Below are 17,065 nucleotides of genomic sequence, written 5' to 3'. Positions count from 1 at the left end.
GTCCAGAAACGGATACCCGTCGCGATGACGCAATGGTAGATTGCGAATTCTTCCTTCTGGACGAATTTTTTGCTGAATTATCTAAATTCCCACCTTAAACGCGCTTACCTCGCCTATAGCCACGATCTCGTGGTCACCGGCGCGGCCGTCGTTCTGGCGCTTTACTTCCGGGTGGGTTCGCTTGCCTTCGGCCACTATTTGCAGGCGCTGCTGCTCTATACCGCGATCGTCGTCGCCCTGGCGGCCGTGGTCTACCGGGTGGTCGGGCTCTATCGCGGCATCTGGCGCTATGCTTCCGTCAACGATCTGATCCAGCTCGCCAAGGCGGTGACGCTGGTGATCGTCGGGTCGCTGGTCATCCTCTTCCTGATCAACCGGCTGGCGCCGATCCCCCGATCGGTGCCGATGATCCAGTGGTTCATCACCATCGTCTTCCTCGGCGGCTCCCGCTTCGCCTACCGGATCCTGAAAGACTGGAAGCTGAAATCCCTGTTTCGCGATGGGACGGCGGGCAGGATTCCCGTCATCCTGATCGGCGCGGGTGACGAGGCGGAACTGTTCATCCGGTCGGTCCAGCAGAACGTCGCCGGGTCCTACCGCGTCGTCGGCGTGGTTGGGCTGAAGCCGGCGCGGGTTGGCCGCGACATGCGCGGCGTCCCGGTGATCGGCAGCCTCGCCGATCTGGAAAGCTGCGTCGTCCGGGCCATCCGCGCCGCCGACCGGCCGCAGCGCGCCATCCTGACCGTGGATGTGGAGGCGATGAACGGGCCTGAGGTGGCGCGTCTGGTCGAACGCTGCGACCGGTTGGGCCTGCCGCTGTCGCGCCTGCCGAAGCTGACCGACTTCCGCGACGCCGGAGAGAAGATCGAACCGCGGCCGATCGCCATCGAGGATCTGCTCGGCCGGCCGCAGGTGACGCTCGACCGCGACGCCATCGCCCGGCTGATCGACGGCAAGCGGGTGCTGATCACCGGGGCCGGCGGATCGATCGGCAGCGAGCTGACCCGCCAGATCTCCCGCCTGAACCCCGACCGGCTGACCCTGTTCGAAAGCTGCGAATTCAATCTCTACGCCATCGACGGGGAGATAAGGGCGATGGGCCGCCCACCGCCGGTCGACGCCCTGATCGGCGACGTGCGCGATCGCTCCGCCGTCGACCGGGCGTTCGAGACGGTGCGCCCCCAGGTGGTGTTCCACGCCGCCGCGCTGAAGCATGTGCCGCTGGTCGAGGGCAACCCGTTCGAGGGCGTGCTGACCAACATCGTGGGCACCGCCAACGTCGCCGACTCCGCCCGCGCCTTCCGGTCGGAGGCGATGATCCTGATCTCCACCGACAAGGCGGTGCGGCCGGCCAACGTCATGGGCGCGACCAAGCGCATAGCGGAAAGCTATTGCCAGGCGCTGGACGTGGCGGGACGGGAAGACAGCGCGGTCGGCACCCGCTTCATGACGGTGCGGTTCGGCAACGTGCTCGGCTCCTCGGGATCGGTGGTGCCGCTGTTCCAGCGCCAGTTGCTGGCGGGCGGCCCGCTCACCGTCACCCATCCCGACATGCGCCGCTACTTCATGACCATCCGGGAGGCCGTGGAACTGGTGATCCACGCCTCCGCCTTCGGACTGGACCAGCAGAACGGCCGGGGCACCATCTTCGTTCTGGATATGGGCCAGCCGGTCAGGATCGTCGATCTGGCGCGCCAGATGATCCGCCTCGCCGGCTTCCGGCCCGACACCGACATCCCCATCACCTTCACCGGGCTGAGGCCAGGGGAGAAGCTGTTCGAGGAAATCCTCGATCCCGCCGAAACGCCGCTGCCGGCCCCGGTCGGCGGCCTGTTCGTCGCCTCCCCCCGGATCGTCCAGCAGGAAATCCTCCACCGCGCCATCGGCCAGTTGAAGGACGCGGTGGAAACCCGGAATGTCGAGAAGATGAAGGCCATCCTCACCAACATCGTGCCGGGCTATGGAGCCCAACCGGTGGTGGTCGACCTCTCCGTGAAGGAACGATAGTCCGCCCTCACTTGTGGCCAGGAACCTCGACAACCTTCCGGTAGAGGTGCCAGGTCGCGTGCCCCAGCACCGGCATGACGATCGCGAGCCCGATGAAGAGCGGGAGCGATCCCAGCACCAGCCCGCCAACGACGATCAGACCCCACGCCCCCATGGCGATCGGATTGGCGGCGACGGCGCGAACCGATGTCCAGACGGCGATGTCGACGCCGACCTTCCGGTCGATCAGCATCGGGAACGCCACCACGCTGACCGCCAATGACAGCACGGCGAACAGGAATCCGACGCCGACGCCCACGCCGATCATCGCCCACCCCGCCTGGGTGGTGAAAACCGCCTCGACGAACGACGCCATGGAGGCCGGCGGCTCCGGACCCAGCGTCGCCATGTAGATCAATTGGGCCGCGAACAGCCACAGCACGAAGATCGCCAGCATCGCGAGGCCGAGCACGAGGATCGCGCCGAAGGAGGGCGATCCCAGCACGCCGACGGCGTCCGTCCAGGTGACCGCCAGCCCCTGCTCTCGACGCCGGCTCATCTCATAGAGCCCGACCGCCGCGAAGGAGCCCACGAGCGCGAAGCCCGAGGCGAGCGGGAAGAGCAGAGGCAGCATGTCGTAGCCGAAGGCCGCGCGGGCCAGGACCAGCCCGACGACGGGATAGATCAGGCAGACATAGACAACATCGGTGCGATGGGCCGCGAAATCGTCCAGCCCCTTCGCCAGCGCGTCCTTCAGATCGGCGATCCCGATGCGGTTGATCTCCGGCCGCGACGCGGCGGCGTGGTCTTCGGCATGATAGACAGAGCCGCTTGCCAGCCGCACGGCATGAGCGCCCGACTTCAACTGATCGGCGCCCCATTCAAGGGGATTTCGAATGGTCATGTTCGTTCCTCCCGAACCGTTGGTTCGAGGGGCCGCGCATCAATCGTGACGGAGCGCCAGCAGCCACTGGTCACGATGGGAACGCGACCCGCTATGGAGGAACTATACTCCCGATCGGCCGAGGCGCGAAGGGGGCTGGCCAGCCGTCACATGGGATATGGAATCGGGGAAGAAAAGAATGGTGCCCAGGGACAGATTTGAACTGCCGACACGGGGATTTTCAGTCCCCTGCTCTACCAACTGAGCTACCTGGGCGTCGCTGTCCGGCCGGGTTTCCGGCCGCGCGGAGCCTGCTTATAGGAAATGAAGTCGGGCCTGTCCAGCGCCTTCGACATCTATTTCTCGTCCTCCGGAAGGGCTGGAGAATCCGCCTCGTCAAGCTCCGCCCCGGTTGCCGGAACGCGATAGGTTTCGCCGAACCACCGCGACAGGTCGACGTCGCGGCAGCGCTTCGAGCAGAAGGGCCTAGCGGCCGCTTCAGCCGGTTTGCCGCAGATCGGGCAGCACCCGTACTTACCATTATCGTTGGCGGTCATCGGTTACCTCGCGCTTTTATCGACGCCCAGCGCCTCGGCTAGGCCGAGGCCCCGTCTTTCCCGCGCCAGCTCGACCAGGCCCAGAGACGATATTCCGGGGCCTATCGTGATGGTCGCCGGGTCGTCGGCCAGGGCATCCTTCAGAAGATCGAACAGTACGGCCTCCTCCCGCCGGAAGACGGAGATGAAGTCGATCACCATCAGGCCGCCCAGATTGCGCAGCCTGAGATGCCGGGCGATGGCCCGCGCGGCTTCGCGGTTGGCGAGCGACTTGTCCCGCGCCGCGCCCGCATTGACGTCCACCGCGATCAGCGCCCGTGTGGGTTCGATGATTATCGAACCGCCGGAAGGAAGAGGAACCTCCGCCTCCAGAAGCTCCGGCAGATGGTCCGTCAGCGCCGCGTCGCCCATATCGAGACGGACAGGGATGCCGGCACGTTCCAGCCAACCGAAGAGATGGGGGTCGAGGGCGCGGCTTTCCAGCCGGACCGCCGCGAGATCCGGACCTGCATCGAGGATCATCCGTCGCGACGCGTCAGGCCCGTCGAGCAGCAGCGCTGGCGCACGCGCAGCGTCCAGACGTTCGACGATCGCCGCCGCCTGATGCCGCAGCCAGGCGATTTCGGCCTCGATCGATTCCGGATCGGCGACGGCCGCCGCCGCCCTGACGATCCAGCCACCGGACAGGCGGTTGCGCCAGATCCGTTTTGCATCGGGGCCGAGGCGACGCGACACGGATACGGTATCGCCATATGGCCTGTAGACCAGGAAGCGCCCTGGCAACGCGATATCCATCGTTACCGGCGGCCCCTTCTCCTCCCGTGCGGCCCCCGTCACCTGGACCGGAAGAAAATCCCCGGCCTTGGGCGGCCGCGCGCGGGACGGCAGTTTCAGGAAGGCCTGCCTGTCCAGCCCGATATCGAGGAAGCACGCCCCGGCGACAGTATCGACCCGTTCCACCCGGCCGCAATAAACCGCGCCCAGCCTGCCGCGCTCGTCCGCCGGTTCGGCCAGGACATCGGTCAGCACGCCATCCTGGTAGAGGCCGGCGACGATCGCGCCTTCATAACCGATGATCTCTATGTCCCGACGCATTCGGAGGGTCAGCGCCAGCCGGCGCCGGACAGCATCTTCACCGTCTCATGGAGGCAGAGGCCGACGACGTTCGTGTAGGACCCGGAGAGTTGTCGGACCAGGGCGGCGGCGCAGCCCTGGATGGCGTATCCGCCGGCCTTCCCCCGCCACTCGCCGCTGGCGATGTAGGCGTCGATCTCGGCATCGGAGAGGCGCTTAAATATGACGGCCGTCTCCACCCGGCGGGCGAGCGCGCGGCCATCGGGCGCGACGATGGCGAGGCCGCCATGAACCTTGTGCCGGCGTCCCGACAGCAGGGCGAGGCATCTCCGCGCCTCCGCCTCATCCTCCGCCTTCGGCAGGATGCGGCGGCCCACGCCGACGACGGTGTCTGCCGCCAGCACCAGCGCGCCCGGATGACGCGCGGCGACGGCAACCGCCTTCTCTCGCGCCATCCTCAGCGCATGGGGGCCCGGCAGCTCCCCGCGAAGGGACGTTTCGTCCAGATCGGCGGGATCGACGATATCGGGAGCGATCCCGATCTGGGCCAGGAGGTCGAGCCGGCGCGGCGACGCGGACGCAAGAACGAAGGAAGGGCGCGGGGCCGGGTCTGTCATTAGCAAGGGACTGGCATCAGTGAGGAACAGACCGGACTATTTGAAACGGAAGGTGATGCGGCCCTTGGACAAATCGTAGGGCGTCATCTCGACATTCACGCGATCGCCCGCGAGTACCCGGATGCGGTTCTTCCGCATCTTGCCCGAAGTGTGGGCCAGGACTTCGTGATCGTTATCGAGTTTCACCCGGAACATGGCGTTGGGGAGCAATTCAACGACCGTACCCGAGAACTCGATAAGGTCTTCTTTCGCCATGGTTTCCGACAGCTCCACATCGACGAGCGCAATAGGTGCTGTAGAGCACGCTTCCGGTCAAGGGATTTCCGGAGCCTAGTGTTCCGATGCCGACGGATGGTTCCCATCCGTCGGCATCGGAACACCAACCTACTGAATCTAGTGCAATTCAGCTTTCAACGCTTGGGAACCAAGCGTTGAAACCATCGCACTAGATCGAGGGTCCGCCACCGCTTGCGAACACGCCTTGGATGCGCTCCAGCAGCCCGTCGCGGGCCTGCCGGAACGCCGCCAGCCTGGTGTCGCGATTGCCTTCGACGATGGTCGGATCGAAGGTCGGCCAGTACTGCACCTCGCACGCCATCGTCCGGGTCATCTCCAGCGCCCGGTGATGGGCTTCCGGCGACAGCGTGACGACGAGGTCGAAATTGTCATCCTCCATCTGGTCCAGCGTCTTCGGACGGTGGCGGGCGACATTCATGCCGATCTCCTCCATCACCGTCACGGTGAAGGGGTCGATCTCTCCTTCCCTCACGCCGGCGCTGTCTACATAGATCCGCTTGCCCTGGAAATGCTTGAGGATCGCTTCGGCCATCGGCGAGCGGATGGCGTTGTGCGTGCAGACGAAGAGCACGCTGGTATAGGGGGGAGTATCCATCACGCCCGTATGTGAAGGACGCAGAGGAGCGTGAACAGCCGCCGCGCGGTCGGGTGATCGATATCGACCTTCCGCGCCAGCCTTTCGGCCAGAAGCTGCGCGCCTTCGTCATGCAGCCCGCGACGGCCCATGTCGATGGCCTCGATCTTCGAGGGAGCGGCATGCCGGATGGCGTCGTAATAGCTTTCGCAGATCAGGAAATATTCCTTGATCAACCTTCGGAACGGCTGGAGCGGAAGGGCCACCCGCTCAAGCTGCGCCTCATCCTCGTTGCGGACATTCAGGATCAGGCGGGTATCCTCGATCGCCAGATGGACGCGGTAGGGGCCGGGCGGGCAGCCTTCGGGGGAGAAGCAATTGTCCTCCAGCAGATCGTAGATCGCGATGCGCCGTTCATGCTCGACCTCCGGGCTGCGGCGGGAGACCAGCCTCTCGTCGAGCGTGATCGCGGAGATGCGCTGCCGCGGATCCGCCTCCGCCATCTGGTCAGGCCGATCCGGCGCCATCCAGGCGCAGCGATACCGAAAGGGCGTGGGCGTGCAGCCCTTCGGCTCCCGCCAGCGCCACCGCCGCCGGGCCGATATCGGCGAGGCTTTCGGCATGACAGCGGACCAGCGTCGTCCGTTTGACGAAATCCAGCACGTTGAGGCCGGAAGAGAAGCGCGCGCTGCGGAATGTCGGCAGGACATGGTTCGGACCGGCGACATAATCGCCGATAGCTTCCGGCGTATGGCGGCCGATGAAGATCGCGCCGGCATGGCGCACCTTGCGGGCCATCTGTTCGGCGGACGTCAGCGCCAGCTCCAGATGTTCTGGCGCGATGCGGTCAACGATCGCCGGGGCCTGCTCCAGCTTCGGCACCAGGATCACCGCGCCATGGTCCCGCCAACTCGCCCCGGCGATGGCGGCGCGAAGCAATGTCTTCAGCAGGTCCGTGATCGCGGTTTCCACCGCGCTGGCGAATTCGGCATCGTCGGTGATCAGGATCGACTGCGCGCTCTCATCATGTTCGGCCTGGCTCAGCAGGTCGGCCGCGATCCAGACCGGATCGTTGGAACTGTCGGCCACGACCAGGATCTCCGACGGGCCGGCGATCATGTCGATGCCGACCGTGCCGAAGACCTGCCGCTTGGCCTCCGCGACATAGGCGTTGCCCGGCCCCACGATCTTGTCGACGGGTGCGATGCTTTCCGTCCCGAAAGCCAGCGCCGCAACGGCCTGCGCGCCGCCGACGCGGTAGATCTCATCGACTCCGGCCAGACGGGCGGCCGCCAGCACCAGCGGGTTCAGCCTGCCATCCGGCGTCGGCACGACCATCGCCACCCGTTCCACGCCCGCGACCTTGGCCGGCAGGGCGTTCATCAGGACGGAGCTTGGATAGGCGGCAAGCCCGCCGGGCACATAGAGGCCGACGGCGTCGAGCGGGGTGAAGCGCGCTCCCAGGGTAACGCCGACGGCGTCCTCATAGTGCAGTTCGGGAAGCTCCTGCCGCTTGTGGAAGGCGGCGATCCGGTCGGCCGCCAGTTCCAGCGCCCGCAGCAGCGCCGGCTCGACCTCCGCCATCGCGGCGTCGATTTCCGCTTCCGTAATCCGGAGCCTGTCGGCCGTCAACGTCAGCCGGTCGAAGCGGGCGGTATAGTCGATGAGCGCCGCATCGCCCCGCCCCCGGACATCCTCCAGGATCGCGGCGACCACGCCCCGCACATCCTGCTCCGGCGCTCGTGCGGAGGACAGGAAGGCCGTGAAGGCCGCCTCAAAATCCGCGTCGGCGGCATTCAGCCTATGCGGCATCGACGACCTCCCGGAACGCGGAGACCCATCCGCCCAGCTCCTCTGGGCGGGTCTTCAGTGCGGCGCGGTTGACGATCAGCCGTGAGGTGACGTGCGCGATATGCTCTATCTCCCGCAACCCATTCGCCTGAAGTGTGGAGCCGCTGGACACCAAATCGACAATCCGCCGGCAGAGGCCGAGCGAGGGCGCAAGCTCCATCGCCCCGTTCAGCTTGATGCATTCCGCCTGGACGCCGCGCGCGGCGAAATGGCGGCGGGTGATCTCAGGATATTTCGTCGCGATCCGGATATGGCTCCACCGCGCCGGATCGTCGGTTTCGGAAAGATCGATCGGCTCGGCTACGGCAAGCCGGCATGGCCCGATGCGCAGATCCAGCGGCGCATAGATCTCCGGATAGTCGAACTCCATCAACACGTCGTTGCCGGCGACGCCCAAATGGGCCGCGCCGAAGGCGACGAAGGTGGCGACGTCGAAGGACCGGACGCGGATGATCTCGACATTCGGCAGGTTGGTGGCGAAGCGCAGGCCGCGATGGCGCGGATCGTCGAAGGCCGGCTCGGGTTCCAGCCCGACCCCGCGCATCAGGGGCCGCAGCTCGTCCAGGATCCGGCCCTTCGGCACGGCGATCACCAGCGGTTCGTTGGTGCGGAGGGGAGAGGCGGACAAGGGATCGGCCCTTCGGGGATGTATCGGACGGTAGAGGAAGACCTTAAGCGCTCGCGCCCTGGTCTTCAAACAGGTGGGACGGCATTCGCGTGGTCGGCCAGGGTTCGCCCAGATCCTCCAGCCGGGCCTCGACGCCGTCGACCGTCAGCAGGAGGGCGACGCCATCGGCGAAATCCAGCCGGATCGCGCCTTCCTCCGCCCGCAAGGCCAGCATGTCCAGAAGCTGGCCGCGATTCTTCAGGTCGACCCCCCGGCTCTGAACCGCGGCGACATTGTCGAACCGCACCGCGCAGTTGGTCCGCAGGTAGATGTTTCCGGTGGCGGGATCGTCATCGGCCTCGTCGCTGCCCAGGAGATCGGCCGGCTGTTCCCCCGCCTCCCATTTGAAGCGGTTGACGACCATCATGAAGCGCCGCTCCGCCGCCAGGAACGCGACATCGACGATCGGCACGATCGCATCCTGCAAGGCCGTGGAGAAGACCAGCAGGTCGTCCCCATCCTTCGCCCGCAATCTCAACGGGCCGTCATTGCGGCTTCCGTCCATCATTCCTCGCCCTTGATCCGCTCCACATCGGCGCCGCATCCCGCCAGCTTGGCCTCCAGATGCTCATAGCCTCGGTCGAGATGGTAGACGCGATTCAACACCGTTTCGCCGTCCGCGAACAGGCCCGCCAGCACCAGCGACACGCTGGCCCTGAGATCGGTCGCCATCACCGGCGCGCCGGTCAGGCGCGGTACGCCGCGCACCAGTGCCGACGCGCCATGCACAGTAATATCCGCCCCCATGCGCGTCAGCTCCGGCACATGCATGAAACGGTTCTCGAAGATCGTCTCCGTGATCATCGCGGCCCCGTTGGCGGCGCACATCAGGCTCATCATCTGCGCCTGGAGGTCGGTGGGGAAGCCGGGGAACGGCTCCGTCATCACGTCGACGCCCTTCAGTTCCGCATCCGTCCGGCTGACGCGGAAGCCGTTCTCCGTCGGCTTGATCGAAGCGCCGGCCTTGCGCAGGACCGCGACCATCGCCGTCAGATCCTCCATGCGGCCGCCCAGAAGCTCGATATCGCCGCCGGTGATCGCGGCGGCCATGGCGTAGGTCCCGGTCTCGATCCGGTCGGCGATCACTTCGTGCGTGGCGGCGTGGAGGGACGGCACGCCCTGGACCCGCAGCGTATCGGTGCCGATGCCCTCGATCCGCGCGCCCATGGCGACCAGGCAGTGGGCAAGGTCCGACACCTCGGGCTCCCGCGCGGCGTTGGCGAGGATGGTCTCCCCCTTCGCCAGCGTCGCCGCCATCAGCAGGTTCTCCGTCGCGCCGACGGAGACCTTCGGGAACAGGATGCGCGTGCCGGTCAGCCCCTTGGGCGCACGGGCGACCATGTAGCCTTCCTGCAGTTCGATCTCCGCACCCAGTTGCTCAAGCCCCTGGATGTGCAGATCAACCGGCCGCGTCCCGATCGCGCAGCCTCCCGGCAGCGACACCTTTGCCTGCCCGCACCGCGCCAGCAGCGGCCCCAGCACCAGGACGGAAGCCCGCATCTTGCGGACGAGGTCGTAGGGCGCGGTGGTGCTTATGATCTCCTTCGCGGTCAGTTCGACCACCCGGCCGGTATGCCCGCCATTGGAGGCGTGGCCGTTCATGTGCATCGCGACGCCGTGCTGGGACAGCAGGTTGGCCAGCGTGGTGATGTCGGCCAAATGCGGCAGGTTGACCAGCGTCAGCGTCTGGTCGGTCAGCAGGCTGGCCGCCATCAGCGGCAGGGCCGCGTTCTTCGCCCCGCTGATGGGAAGCGTGCCATGCAGCGCCTTGCCGCCGCGGATGCGAATCTTGTCCATGGAGAAACCGGTCCGGTGTTGCGGGGGGATCAGAGCTTCGGCAGGGTAACGCCGCGCTGGCCCATATATTTGCCGGCGCGGTCGGCGTAGGAGGTCTCACAAGGCTGGTCGCCCTGGAGGAACAGGAACTGGCAGGCGCCTTCATTGGCGTAGATCTTGGCCGGCAGCGGCGTGGTGTTGGAAAATTCCAGCGTCACGTGGCCCTCCCAGCCCGGCTCCAGCGGCGTCACGTTCACGATGATGCCGCAGCGGGCGTAGGTCGACTTGCCGACGCATATCACCAGCACGTCCTTCGGCACGCGGAAATATTCCACCGTGGAGGCCAGGACGAAGCTGTTCGGCGGGATGACGCAGATCGGCGTCTTGCGCTTCACGAAACTGGTGTCGGAAAAGGATTTGGGGTCCACCACGTCATTGTCGACATTGGTGAAGATCAGGAATTCGTCGGAAACGCGTGCATCGTAGCCATAGGAGGACAGGCCGTAGGAGATCACGCCGGCGCGGGTCTGCTTCTCCACGAACGGTTCGATCATGTCCTGCCGCTCTGCCTGCTCGCGGATCCAGATATCCGACATGATCGCCATGGTCGTCCCTTTGCCTTCCAGAAATATGGGCTGACGCCCTTCGGGCGGCGCGCGATCGGCCCTTTTTAGACGAGCGCCTCTTGCGGCTCAAGCATCGCCGCCCTCCTCTTCCGCCTTCCCCGACGACGGCTGGGCGGAGGCGGGGCTTGCGTCGCGGCGCCCCCGCTGCTGCTGCTTTCGCCGCGCAAGGTTGGCCCGCAGCGCCGCCGCCTCGCGGGCGCGCCGGTCATCGCCGCCGACGGTTTCGCCGGCTCTCTGTTTCGGTTTATCGCTATCGGACGCCATCAAGGCTTTTTCATGCCCGATCGCGCCGCGAAGGGCAACGGTGCGAAGCGGCCAAAAGCGCTTGCACCTCTCCATCCCCTGTGGCAGTTTCCGCGCGCCCCGAAAGGGCCAGGGCTGCCGTAGCTCAGGGGTAGAGCACTCCCTTGGTAAGGGAGAGGTCCAGAGTTCAAATCTCTGCGGCAGCACCACTTAAATCAACGACTTACCGGAAAATCAGGGACCTGTCGGCGAGTTCCGATGAAATCCCTCGCGATGATCGCCAGCAGCGCCACGGCTGCAATCGCCGTCAGCGTCCAATGGGGCGCGAGCCCGCCGAAAGCGATGGCGATCCAACAGGGGATGTCGACGAACCGCCGGCCGAAGATCGACCAGCCGCCGAACATGGCCGCCGTCGCCAGGATGAACACCGCACCGGCGACGATTGCGTGGAGGTATGCCACCGACAGGCTGGGGTGGAGCGTCGCCGGAATCAGCAGGAAGAGAAACGGCAGTCCGTAGGCGGAGGCGCCGATCGCCAGCGCCCGACGGGCGACGGCCGGCCATCGTGTGTCGGCGAGCGACGCGGCCACGAACACGGCGACGCAGACCGGTGGAGTGATCACCGACAGGGTCGCGTAGTAGAAAACGAACATATGCGCCGTCAGCGGCTCCACCCCCGCGCGGATCATCGCCGGAGCGAGCACGGACGCCACCAGCACATAAGCGGCGGTGGTCGGGATGCCCATTCCCATCACCATGCAGGTCGCCGCCACGACGAAGCCGAGGATCAGCACGCCGCCGCCAATGGTCGCCAGCATCGACGAAAGCGTCACGCCCAATCCGGTAAGGTTGATCATAGAGACCAGGATTTGCGCGCCGGCGAGCAGGATGCCGACGATGACGAGACCGCGGCCTGCGTCCTCGACGGCGTCCATCATTGCATGCCGCCAGTCGCCAAAGCGTTTCTCGGCAATCGCCATCAGGATCGAGACGATGACGACGCCGGCCATCGCGAAGAAAGCTGAGCTTTGCAACGACCGGCCGTTGACAAGCCCGTAGGTCAGGCCGGCGAACGCCACGATAACCGGGGCAAGGCGGCTGGGGTTGAGCGCGTCACGCCATGACGGAAGTTCCTCGCGAGGGACCGCCCCCAACCCGTTCGCGGCCGCCATCGAATGGACTGTCACGAAGACCCCGGCATAGAAGAGAACGGCAGGCAGCGCCGCCGCTGCGGCGATCGTGACATAGCTGACGCCCAGTATTTCGGCCATGATGAAGGCGGCCGCACCCATGATGGGCGGGGCGAGTTGACCGCCTGTCGACGCCACAGCCTCGACCGCGCCGGCGAACGGCCGCGGATAGCCCAGCCGCTTCATCATCGGGATGGTGAACGCGCCGGTGGTCGCGACATTGGCGACCGAACTGCCGGAGATCATCCCGAACAAGCCCGAGGCGATGGTGGCTATCTTGGCAGCGCCGCCCGTCGTCCGGCCGCCTATCCGCATGGCGAGCTTCATGAAGGCGTCCCCGCCACCGCTATGAAGCAGCAGCGCGCCGAACAGGGTGAAGGCGGCGAGCGTCGTGGCCGCAACACCTGTCAGCAGCCCCCAGAAGCCTAGATCGCCGAGGAAAAGGGTTTCCGTGACGAAATATATGTCGAACCCCCGATGCCCGAACCGTCCGGGGATGAACTGGCCCAGCAGCGCGTAGGCCAGGCCCGCGAGCACCAGCAGTGGAAAGATCAGGCCGATCGTCCTGCGCGCCACCTCCAGAATCACGACGATGAGGATAACCGTCAGAAGGATATCGCTCATCTCCGCGAAGGGCAGTGACGACATGATGTCGTTGGCCCGTCGCAGAATGGTGAGGCAGGCCACCGTGGCGCCGATCGCCAAAATCCCATCGATCACGATACCCAGCGGCCGCCACCGGGAGCCAACGAAAAGCGGATAGGTCGCCAACCCGAGCAGGATGACGAGTTCCACGAAGGCGGCGCGCTGAACGAGGCTCGAGAACTGACCGAACGCGGCCGTCCAGATCACGAACCCGCTCAGCACGGCGGCCAGCGCCTTTCGGAGATTGGTCATCCGGATCAGTCCGCGATGAGCCGCTCGGGGATATCGTATCCCTGTTCGGTCAGATAGCGGATTGTTCCCGGATGCAGCGGCGTCGTCGCATATTCCAGAGTCGTCTCCGCGAGGTCGAGATCGCCCACGCTCGCCATCGCCGAGCGCTGGAACTCGTCATCCTCCATTATCGCCTTGACGATCTGGTAGGCCGTCTCTTCGTCAAGATTTGAGGTGGCCGCCGCCCCGACCGCGAAGGCCCAGGTCTGGTATGCTTCCGTCCCCTGTCCGGAATTGGCCGGAACCTCCACAATGGACAGTTCCGGCAGCGCTTCCGCGATTGCGGCCGCCTGCTCGTCGGTGAGGCCAAGGATGTTGATTTCCGTCGACGTGGCGATGTCGAGCGTCGATGCGTCAAGCGCGAGACCGGCCCCGGACTTCACATAGCCGACAATGCGGGCGTCCTTCACCGCATCGACCATGTCGCCGGTCGATCCGCGAACCCACGCCGGCGCGACCCCCAACTCCGCGAACACGCGCTCCGTCGTAGCTTCCGTCGCGGAGCCGCGAATGCCCGGATTGAACTCCTGACCTTCCAGGTCGGCGAGTTCGGTGATACCGGAGTCCGCACGCACGACAGCATTCTGCGGCGCGATCGAATAGACCCAGAGCAGTTGCGCGTCCAGCGGGTTGCCCTCGAAGTCGCCGAGGCCATTGTAGGCGCTGTAAAGCACGTTGGTGGTGACGAGACCGATATCGACCTGGTCGCGCGCCAGACGCCGAAGATTGTCCAGCGTCGCTCCCGTTTCCGCGACCGAGGTGGAGACACCTTCGACCTGGTTGTTGATGACCTGCGAGACGGCAACGAAATATCCATAGTGGCTGGACGACGCGGAGGTCGAACCGATCAGCAGGTCGGTCTGGGCGACTGCGGCGCCCGGGGCGGCTATGGCGACGGCGAAGGCCGCGGCGGCGATTGGGCTTCTCATCTCAGTTTCCTCCTTGCTTCATGGAAGCGGCGGCCATTCTTTCGGAGCCGTCCGCCAGGGATATCGACAGGTCGAGCAGACGCATCGAAAGCGTCTTGCCGTGCCGGTCGAGGGACAGGGAACGATTGACGCCGCCTTCCAGCGCGCCGTCGATCACGATATTGAGCGCCCCAAGCCGTTCCAGGACGTGGACCTTGACGGAGCGCGGCTTGCGGGAAGCGAAAAGGGCGGCAACCCGTTCGGGCGTCACCTCACGGCGAATTGTCGCGAAGTCCTCCGCCCGGTAGGCGATCACGGAAATGTTGAGGATGTCGCCCTTGTCGCCGGCGCGGCCATGGGCGATCCGCCAGAGAGGAACGACTGTCATTCGCCGTCCTCCGCGAATACGACCCTCGGTCGGACGATGTCTCTATCGACCAGAGCCGAACTGGTGGCGATCGACCGTTCCAGGCGCGACCGCACGCCGCCGCCGCCCGCCGGCCCGTTCGTGTAGAGACCCTCGACCTCTTCGATCAGCCGTTCCGCCGCCTTCCGGTCGCGGGCGCGCAGGGCGAAGCGCGCGCGGACATCGTCCGGCGGCTGCCCCCGCCATGCCTCCAGCATGATTCCGGCATCGTCCGCGAACACGCTGGCGACGCCCACGATGTCGGCGCGCACGGCAAGGCCTGGGGCAAAGCGACCCATGCGGCGTCGCACAATGTCGATCGCCAGCTTCGCCCGTTCGAAGGCCCGATGCCCGGCGTAGGAGATTTCGGATTCCGCCAGCCACCCGTTCTCGAAGCAGATCGTCGCCTTCAACCTTGCCGGAGGAGCGAATCCGCGAGCCCCGCACACACGAACCCTGTCCGATCCGACCGCTTCAACATCGACGGCCGTGATGTCCAGCGTGATATCGGGCGTCAAATAGGCGGCGGGATCATGGATTTCGTAGAGGATCTGCTCCTTGACCGTCGCGCAATCGATGCGACCACCCGTCCCGGCCGGCTTTCCGATGACGATATCGTCGTCGATCTCCGCTACCGGGAATCCCAGATCGTCCAGCCCTTCTACGTCCTTGAGGCCGGGGACTGCGAAATAACCTCCGGTGACCTGTCCCGCGCATTCCAGGAGATGACCGGCCAAAGTACCGTGGGCGAGGCTGTCATGGTCCCGCGCGCCGGTCACGTGCAGGAACGGCCCAAGCGCCAGCGACGGATCGGACACGCGACCGGCAACCACGATCCGCGCTTCATCATCGAGCGCCTGGCGGATTGGATCGGCGCCGATATAGGCGTTCGCCGCGACGACGCGGTCGGCGGGATCGAGCGGCAGGTCGAGGTCGAGCGCCCGTACCCCTTGTTCGCCGAGCGCCGCAAGAAGGTCGTCGCCAACGATCGCGGCGACACGCGGAGACGTTCCGGTTGTCTCGCGCCCCATCGCCGCAACGCGACGCGCGACGGCGAGAGGGTCGCTGCCGCCGAAATTGCCGACGATCCGGATGCCCTTCGCCAGGCAGGCGTGCAAGATTGGCTCCAGGAACCGTTCGGCAACCGCCGCGCGGCTGCCGCCAGCTTGCTGCGCCAACGCCAGTGTGCGTTCGGCCAGCGTCTCATAGATGAGAAAGCCCGGCGCCTCGTGCGCGGAGAGCGCATCGACGACCGCGATCGCGGGGTCGACCCGGTCTCCCGCGAACCCCGATCCTGCGCCGATAAGCAGTCGTGCCGCCACTGAGTCTCCCTTCCCCCATACGGGTTTGCCTCCCTCCGCTTGAGAAAGATTGAAACAAAGTCCGGCTTATAGGAGAAATTGAAAGTTCCGATGTAATTATCGGCTGGAATTATCAATCCTATGATCGAGCTACGCCATCTACGCGCCTTCATCGCCACCGCCCGTGAACGGAACTTCACCCGCGCGGCCGATATGCTGGCGATGACTCAGCCGACTCTCAGCGGCACGATCCGCGACCTTGAGGATCGTCTTGGCTTCGTCCTCTTCGACAGGACGACCCGCAGCGTCGAACTCTCCGCCGCCGGCAGGGAGTTCCACGGGTCCATCGTGCGGGTCATGGAGGATCTCGACCGTGTGGTGACGGACATGCGCGATTTCGCCGAGGTTCGACGCGGACGCCTTACGGTAGCCGCGCTGCCGTCGATCGCCGCCGGCCGCTTGCCGCTGCTGCTGGCGAAGTTCAAGCGGCGGTTTCCGGAGATCGAGGTAACGGTGATCGACGCGCCGGCAGGCGCGCTGGGCGAACTGGTCCGCCGCGGCGGGGCCGATTTCGGTCTCGGCCTCGCCGGCGCCGGTCCCCGCGATCTGCGACACGAGCCGCTCTATGACGACGAACTGATGCTGGTCTGCCTGGAGCATGATTCTCTCGCCGGAGCAGGCGATCTGCCCTGGGCGGCGCTGGATGACCATGCGGTCGCCGTGATGAATACCGGGACAAGCGTCCGGGAAATGATCGACCGCGCCATGGGCAACGCTGATATCCATCTGCGGATCGAGGCGGAGGTGGAACAGATGGCGACCGCCGTCGGCTTCGTACGGGCCGGGTTGGGCGTGACCATCCTGCCCTCCGAAGCTCTCCCGGTATTCTCGCTTGAGGGGCTCGCGGTCCGCCGGCTCTCCAGGCCCGTGATGAGGCGGCACCTGGGCGTCATCAGCCGGATTGGTCGAGCTTTCACACCGGCGGCGACGGAGATGATAGAGATGCTGCGCCGGGACGTGACAAGGAGATAGGCTCCGCTAAAGGAACCAAGCCTGGCCCGCGTCACCGGAACCGCCCGGGCGCGTTGCGCGGACAGCGCTGGAACTACGGGGATTCGCGCATTACCTCTCGCACGAAATCAAGAGCGTTCACCTTTACGAACCGGAGAAACC

19 protein-coding genes and 2 tRNA genes are annotated in these 17,065 nt (G+C 65.8%); 3 read left to right on the top strand and 18 right to left on the bottom strand.

Annotation, left to right across the window (positions count from 1 at the left end; translation table 11 throughout):
- The first annotated feature begins 69 nt into the window (after positions 1-69).
- Positions 70-2,007, top strand: a complete 1,938-nt coding sequence (locus AAFN89_RS07975; RefSeq protein WP_347537767.1) for a nucleoside-diphosphate sugar epimerase/dehydratase — start codon at positions 70-72, stop codon at positions 2,005-2,007.
- Positions 2,008-2,014: 7 nt separating this feature from the next.
- Here the strand turns inward: AAFN89_RS07975 and AAFN89_RS07970 are convergent, their stop codons facing one another.
- The 14 genes from AAFN89_RS07970 to AAFN89_RS07905 form a co-directional block, all read right to left on the bottom strand.
- A complete protein-coding gene (locus AAFN89_RS07970; RefSeq protein WP_347537766.1) occupies positions 2,015-2,890 on the bottom strand; it encodes a DUF2189 domain-containing protein in 876 nt (291 codons plus the stop codon).
- A 179-nt stretch (positions 2,891-3,069) separates the two neighbouring features.
- Positions 3,070-3,145, bottom strand: a tRNA-Phe gene (locus AAFN89_RS07965).
- Between the two features lie 80 nt (positions 3,146-3,225).
- On the bottom strand, positions 3,226-3,426 hold the full coding sequence (gene yacG, locus AAFN89_RS07960; RefSeq protein WP_347537765.1) for a DNA gyrase inhibitor YacG: 201 nt from the start codon (positions 3,424-3,426) through the stop codon (positions 3,226-3,228).
- Between the two features lie 3 nt (positions 3,427-3,429).
- Positions 3,430-4,521 (bottom strand): ribonuclease E/G, encoded by a 1,092-nt coding sequence (locus AAFN89_RS07955; protein ID WP_347537764.1) that lies wholly within the window; start codon positions 4,519-4,521, stop codon positions 3,430-3,432.
- An 8-nt stretch (positions 4,522-4,529) separates the two neighbouring features.
- Positions 4,530-5,117: a Maf family protein gene (locus tag AAFN89_RS07950; RefSeq protein ID WP_347537762.1), complete on the bottom strand. Its 588-nt coding sequence runs from the start codon at positions 5,115-5,117 to the stop codon at positions 4,530-4,532.
- Positions 5,118-5,153: 36 nt separating this feature from the next.
- Positions 5,154-5,372, bottom strand: a complete 219-nt coding sequence (infA, locus tag AAFN89_RS07945; RefSeq protein WP_126618956.1) for a translation initiation factor IF-1 — start codon at positions 5,370-5,372, stop codon at positions 5,154-5,156.
- Between the two features lie 190 nt (positions 5,373-5,562).
- Positions 5,563-6,009 (bottom strand): arsenate reductase ArsC, encoded by a 447-nt coding sequence (locus tag AAFN89_RS07940; RefSeq protein ID WP_347537759.1) that lies wholly within the window; start codon positions 6,007-6,009, stop codon positions 5,563-5,565.
- Complete coding sequence (locus AAFN89_RS07935) at positions 6,009-6,491, bottom strand: UPF0262 family protein (RefSeq protein ID WP_347537757.1); 483 nt, start codon at positions 6,489-6,491, stop codon at positions 6,009-6,011. Before AAFN89_RS07935 ends, AAFN89_RS07940 begins: the two co-directional genes overlap by 1 nt.
- Positions 6,492-6,495: 4 nt before the next feature.
- Entirely contained in the window at positions 6,496-7,800 is a 1,305-nt protein-coding gene (gene hisD / locus AAFN89_RS07930; protein WP_347537755.1) for a histidinol dehydrogenase, read from the bottom strand.
- Positions 7,790-8,467, bottom strand: a complete 678-nt coding sequence (gene hisG / locus AAFN89_RS07925; protein ID WP_347537753.1) for an ATP phosphoribosyltransferase — start codon at positions 8,465-8,467, stop codon at positions 7,790-7,792. Before hisG ends, hisD begins: the two co-directional genes overlap by 11 nt.
- Before the next feature lie 43 nt (positions 8,468-8,510).
- Positions 8,511-9,014 carry a DUF2948 family protein gene (locus tag AAFN89_RS07920; protein ID WP_347537751.1) on the bottom strand — a complete coding sequence of 168 codons (504 nt, stop codon included), beginning with the start codon at positions 9,012-9,014 and terminating at the stop codon, positions 8,511-8,513.
- Complete coding sequence (murA, locus tag AAFN89_RS07915; RefSeq protein ID WP_347537749.1) at positions 9,011-10,303, bottom strand: UDP-N-acetylglucosamine 1-carboxyvinyltransferase; 1,293 nt, start codon at positions 10,301-10,303, stop codon at positions 9,011-9,013. The genes AAFN89_RS07920 and murA overlap by 4 nt, the downstream gene beginning before the upstream one ends.
- Before the next feature lie 29 nt (positions 10,304-10,332).
- Positions 10,333-10,887, bottom strand: coding sequence for a dCTP deaminase (gene dcd / locus AAFN89_RS07910; RefSeq protein ID WP_347537747.1), 555 nt, complete (start codon positions 10,885-10,887; stop codon positions 10,333-10,335).
- Positions 10,888-10,974: 87 nt separating this feature from the next.
- A complete protein-coding gene (locus AAFN89_RS07905) occupies positions 10,975-11,172 on the bottom strand; it encodes a hypothetical protein (RefSeq protein ID WP_347537745.1) in 198 nt (65 codons plus the stop codon).
- A gap of 113 nt (positions 11,173-11,285) precedes the next feature.
- On the opposite strand from AAFN89_RS07905, the gene AAFN89_RS07900 reads away from it, so the two are divergent.
- Positions 11,286-11,360, top strand: a tRNA-Thr gene (locus AAFN89_RS07900).
- Between the two features lie 6 nt (positions 11,361-11,366).
- Here AAFN89_RS07900 and AAFN89_RS07895 read toward each other — a convergent pair.
- From AAFN89_RS07895 to AAFN89_RS07880, 4 genes are read right to left on the bottom strand one after another with little or no spacing between them, the layout of a single operon-like run.
- Entirely contained in the window at positions 11,367-13,238 is a 1,872-nt protein-coding gene (locus tag AAFN89_RS07895) for a TRAP transporter fused permease subunit (RefSeq protein WP_347537742.1), read from the bottom strand.
- A 5-nt stretch (positions 13,239-13,243) separates the two neighbouring features.
- Complete coding sequence (locus tag AAFN89_RS07890; protein WP_347537740.1) at positions 13,244-14,206, bottom strand: TAXI family TRAP transporter solute-binding subunit; 963 nt, start codon at positions 14,204-14,206, stop codon at positions 13,244-13,246.
- A 1-nt stretch (position 14,207) separates the two neighbouring features.
- Positions 14,208-14,573 carry a hypothetical protein gene (locus AAFN89_RS07885; protein ID WP_347537738.1) on the bottom strand — a complete coding sequence of 122 codons (366 nt, stop codon included), beginning with the start codon at positions 14,571-14,573 and terminating at the stop codon, positions 14,208-14,210.
- A complete protein-coding gene (locus tag AAFN89_RS07880) occupies positions 14,570-15,913 on the bottom strand; it encodes an acyclic terpene utilization AtuA family protein (protein WP_347537736.1) in 1,344 nt (447 codons plus the stop codon). Before AAFN89_RS07880 ends, AAFN89_RS07885 begins: the two co-directional genes overlap by 4 nt.
- Before the next feature lie 120 nt (positions 15,914-16,033).
- Here AAFN89_RS07880 and AAFN89_RS07875 point away from each other — a divergent pair, with 120 nt between their 5' ends.
- Positions 16,034-16,924, top strand: a complete 891-nt coding sequence (locus tag AAFN89_RS07875) for a LysR substrate-binding domain-containing protein (protein ID WP_347537734.1) — start codon at positions 16,034-16,036, stop codon at positions 16,922-16,924.
- Positions 16,925-17,065: the final 141 nt, after the last annotated feature.

Source organism: Inquilinus sp. CAU 1745 (genome assembly GCF_039839375.1).
Taxonomy (GTDB): domain Bacteria; phylum Pseudomonadota; class Alphaproteobacteria; order DSM-16000; family Inquilinaceae; genus JBDOQU01.
Note: the sequence above shows the minus strand (reverse complement) of the source record. Positions and strands in the feature narration are given on the sequence as shown.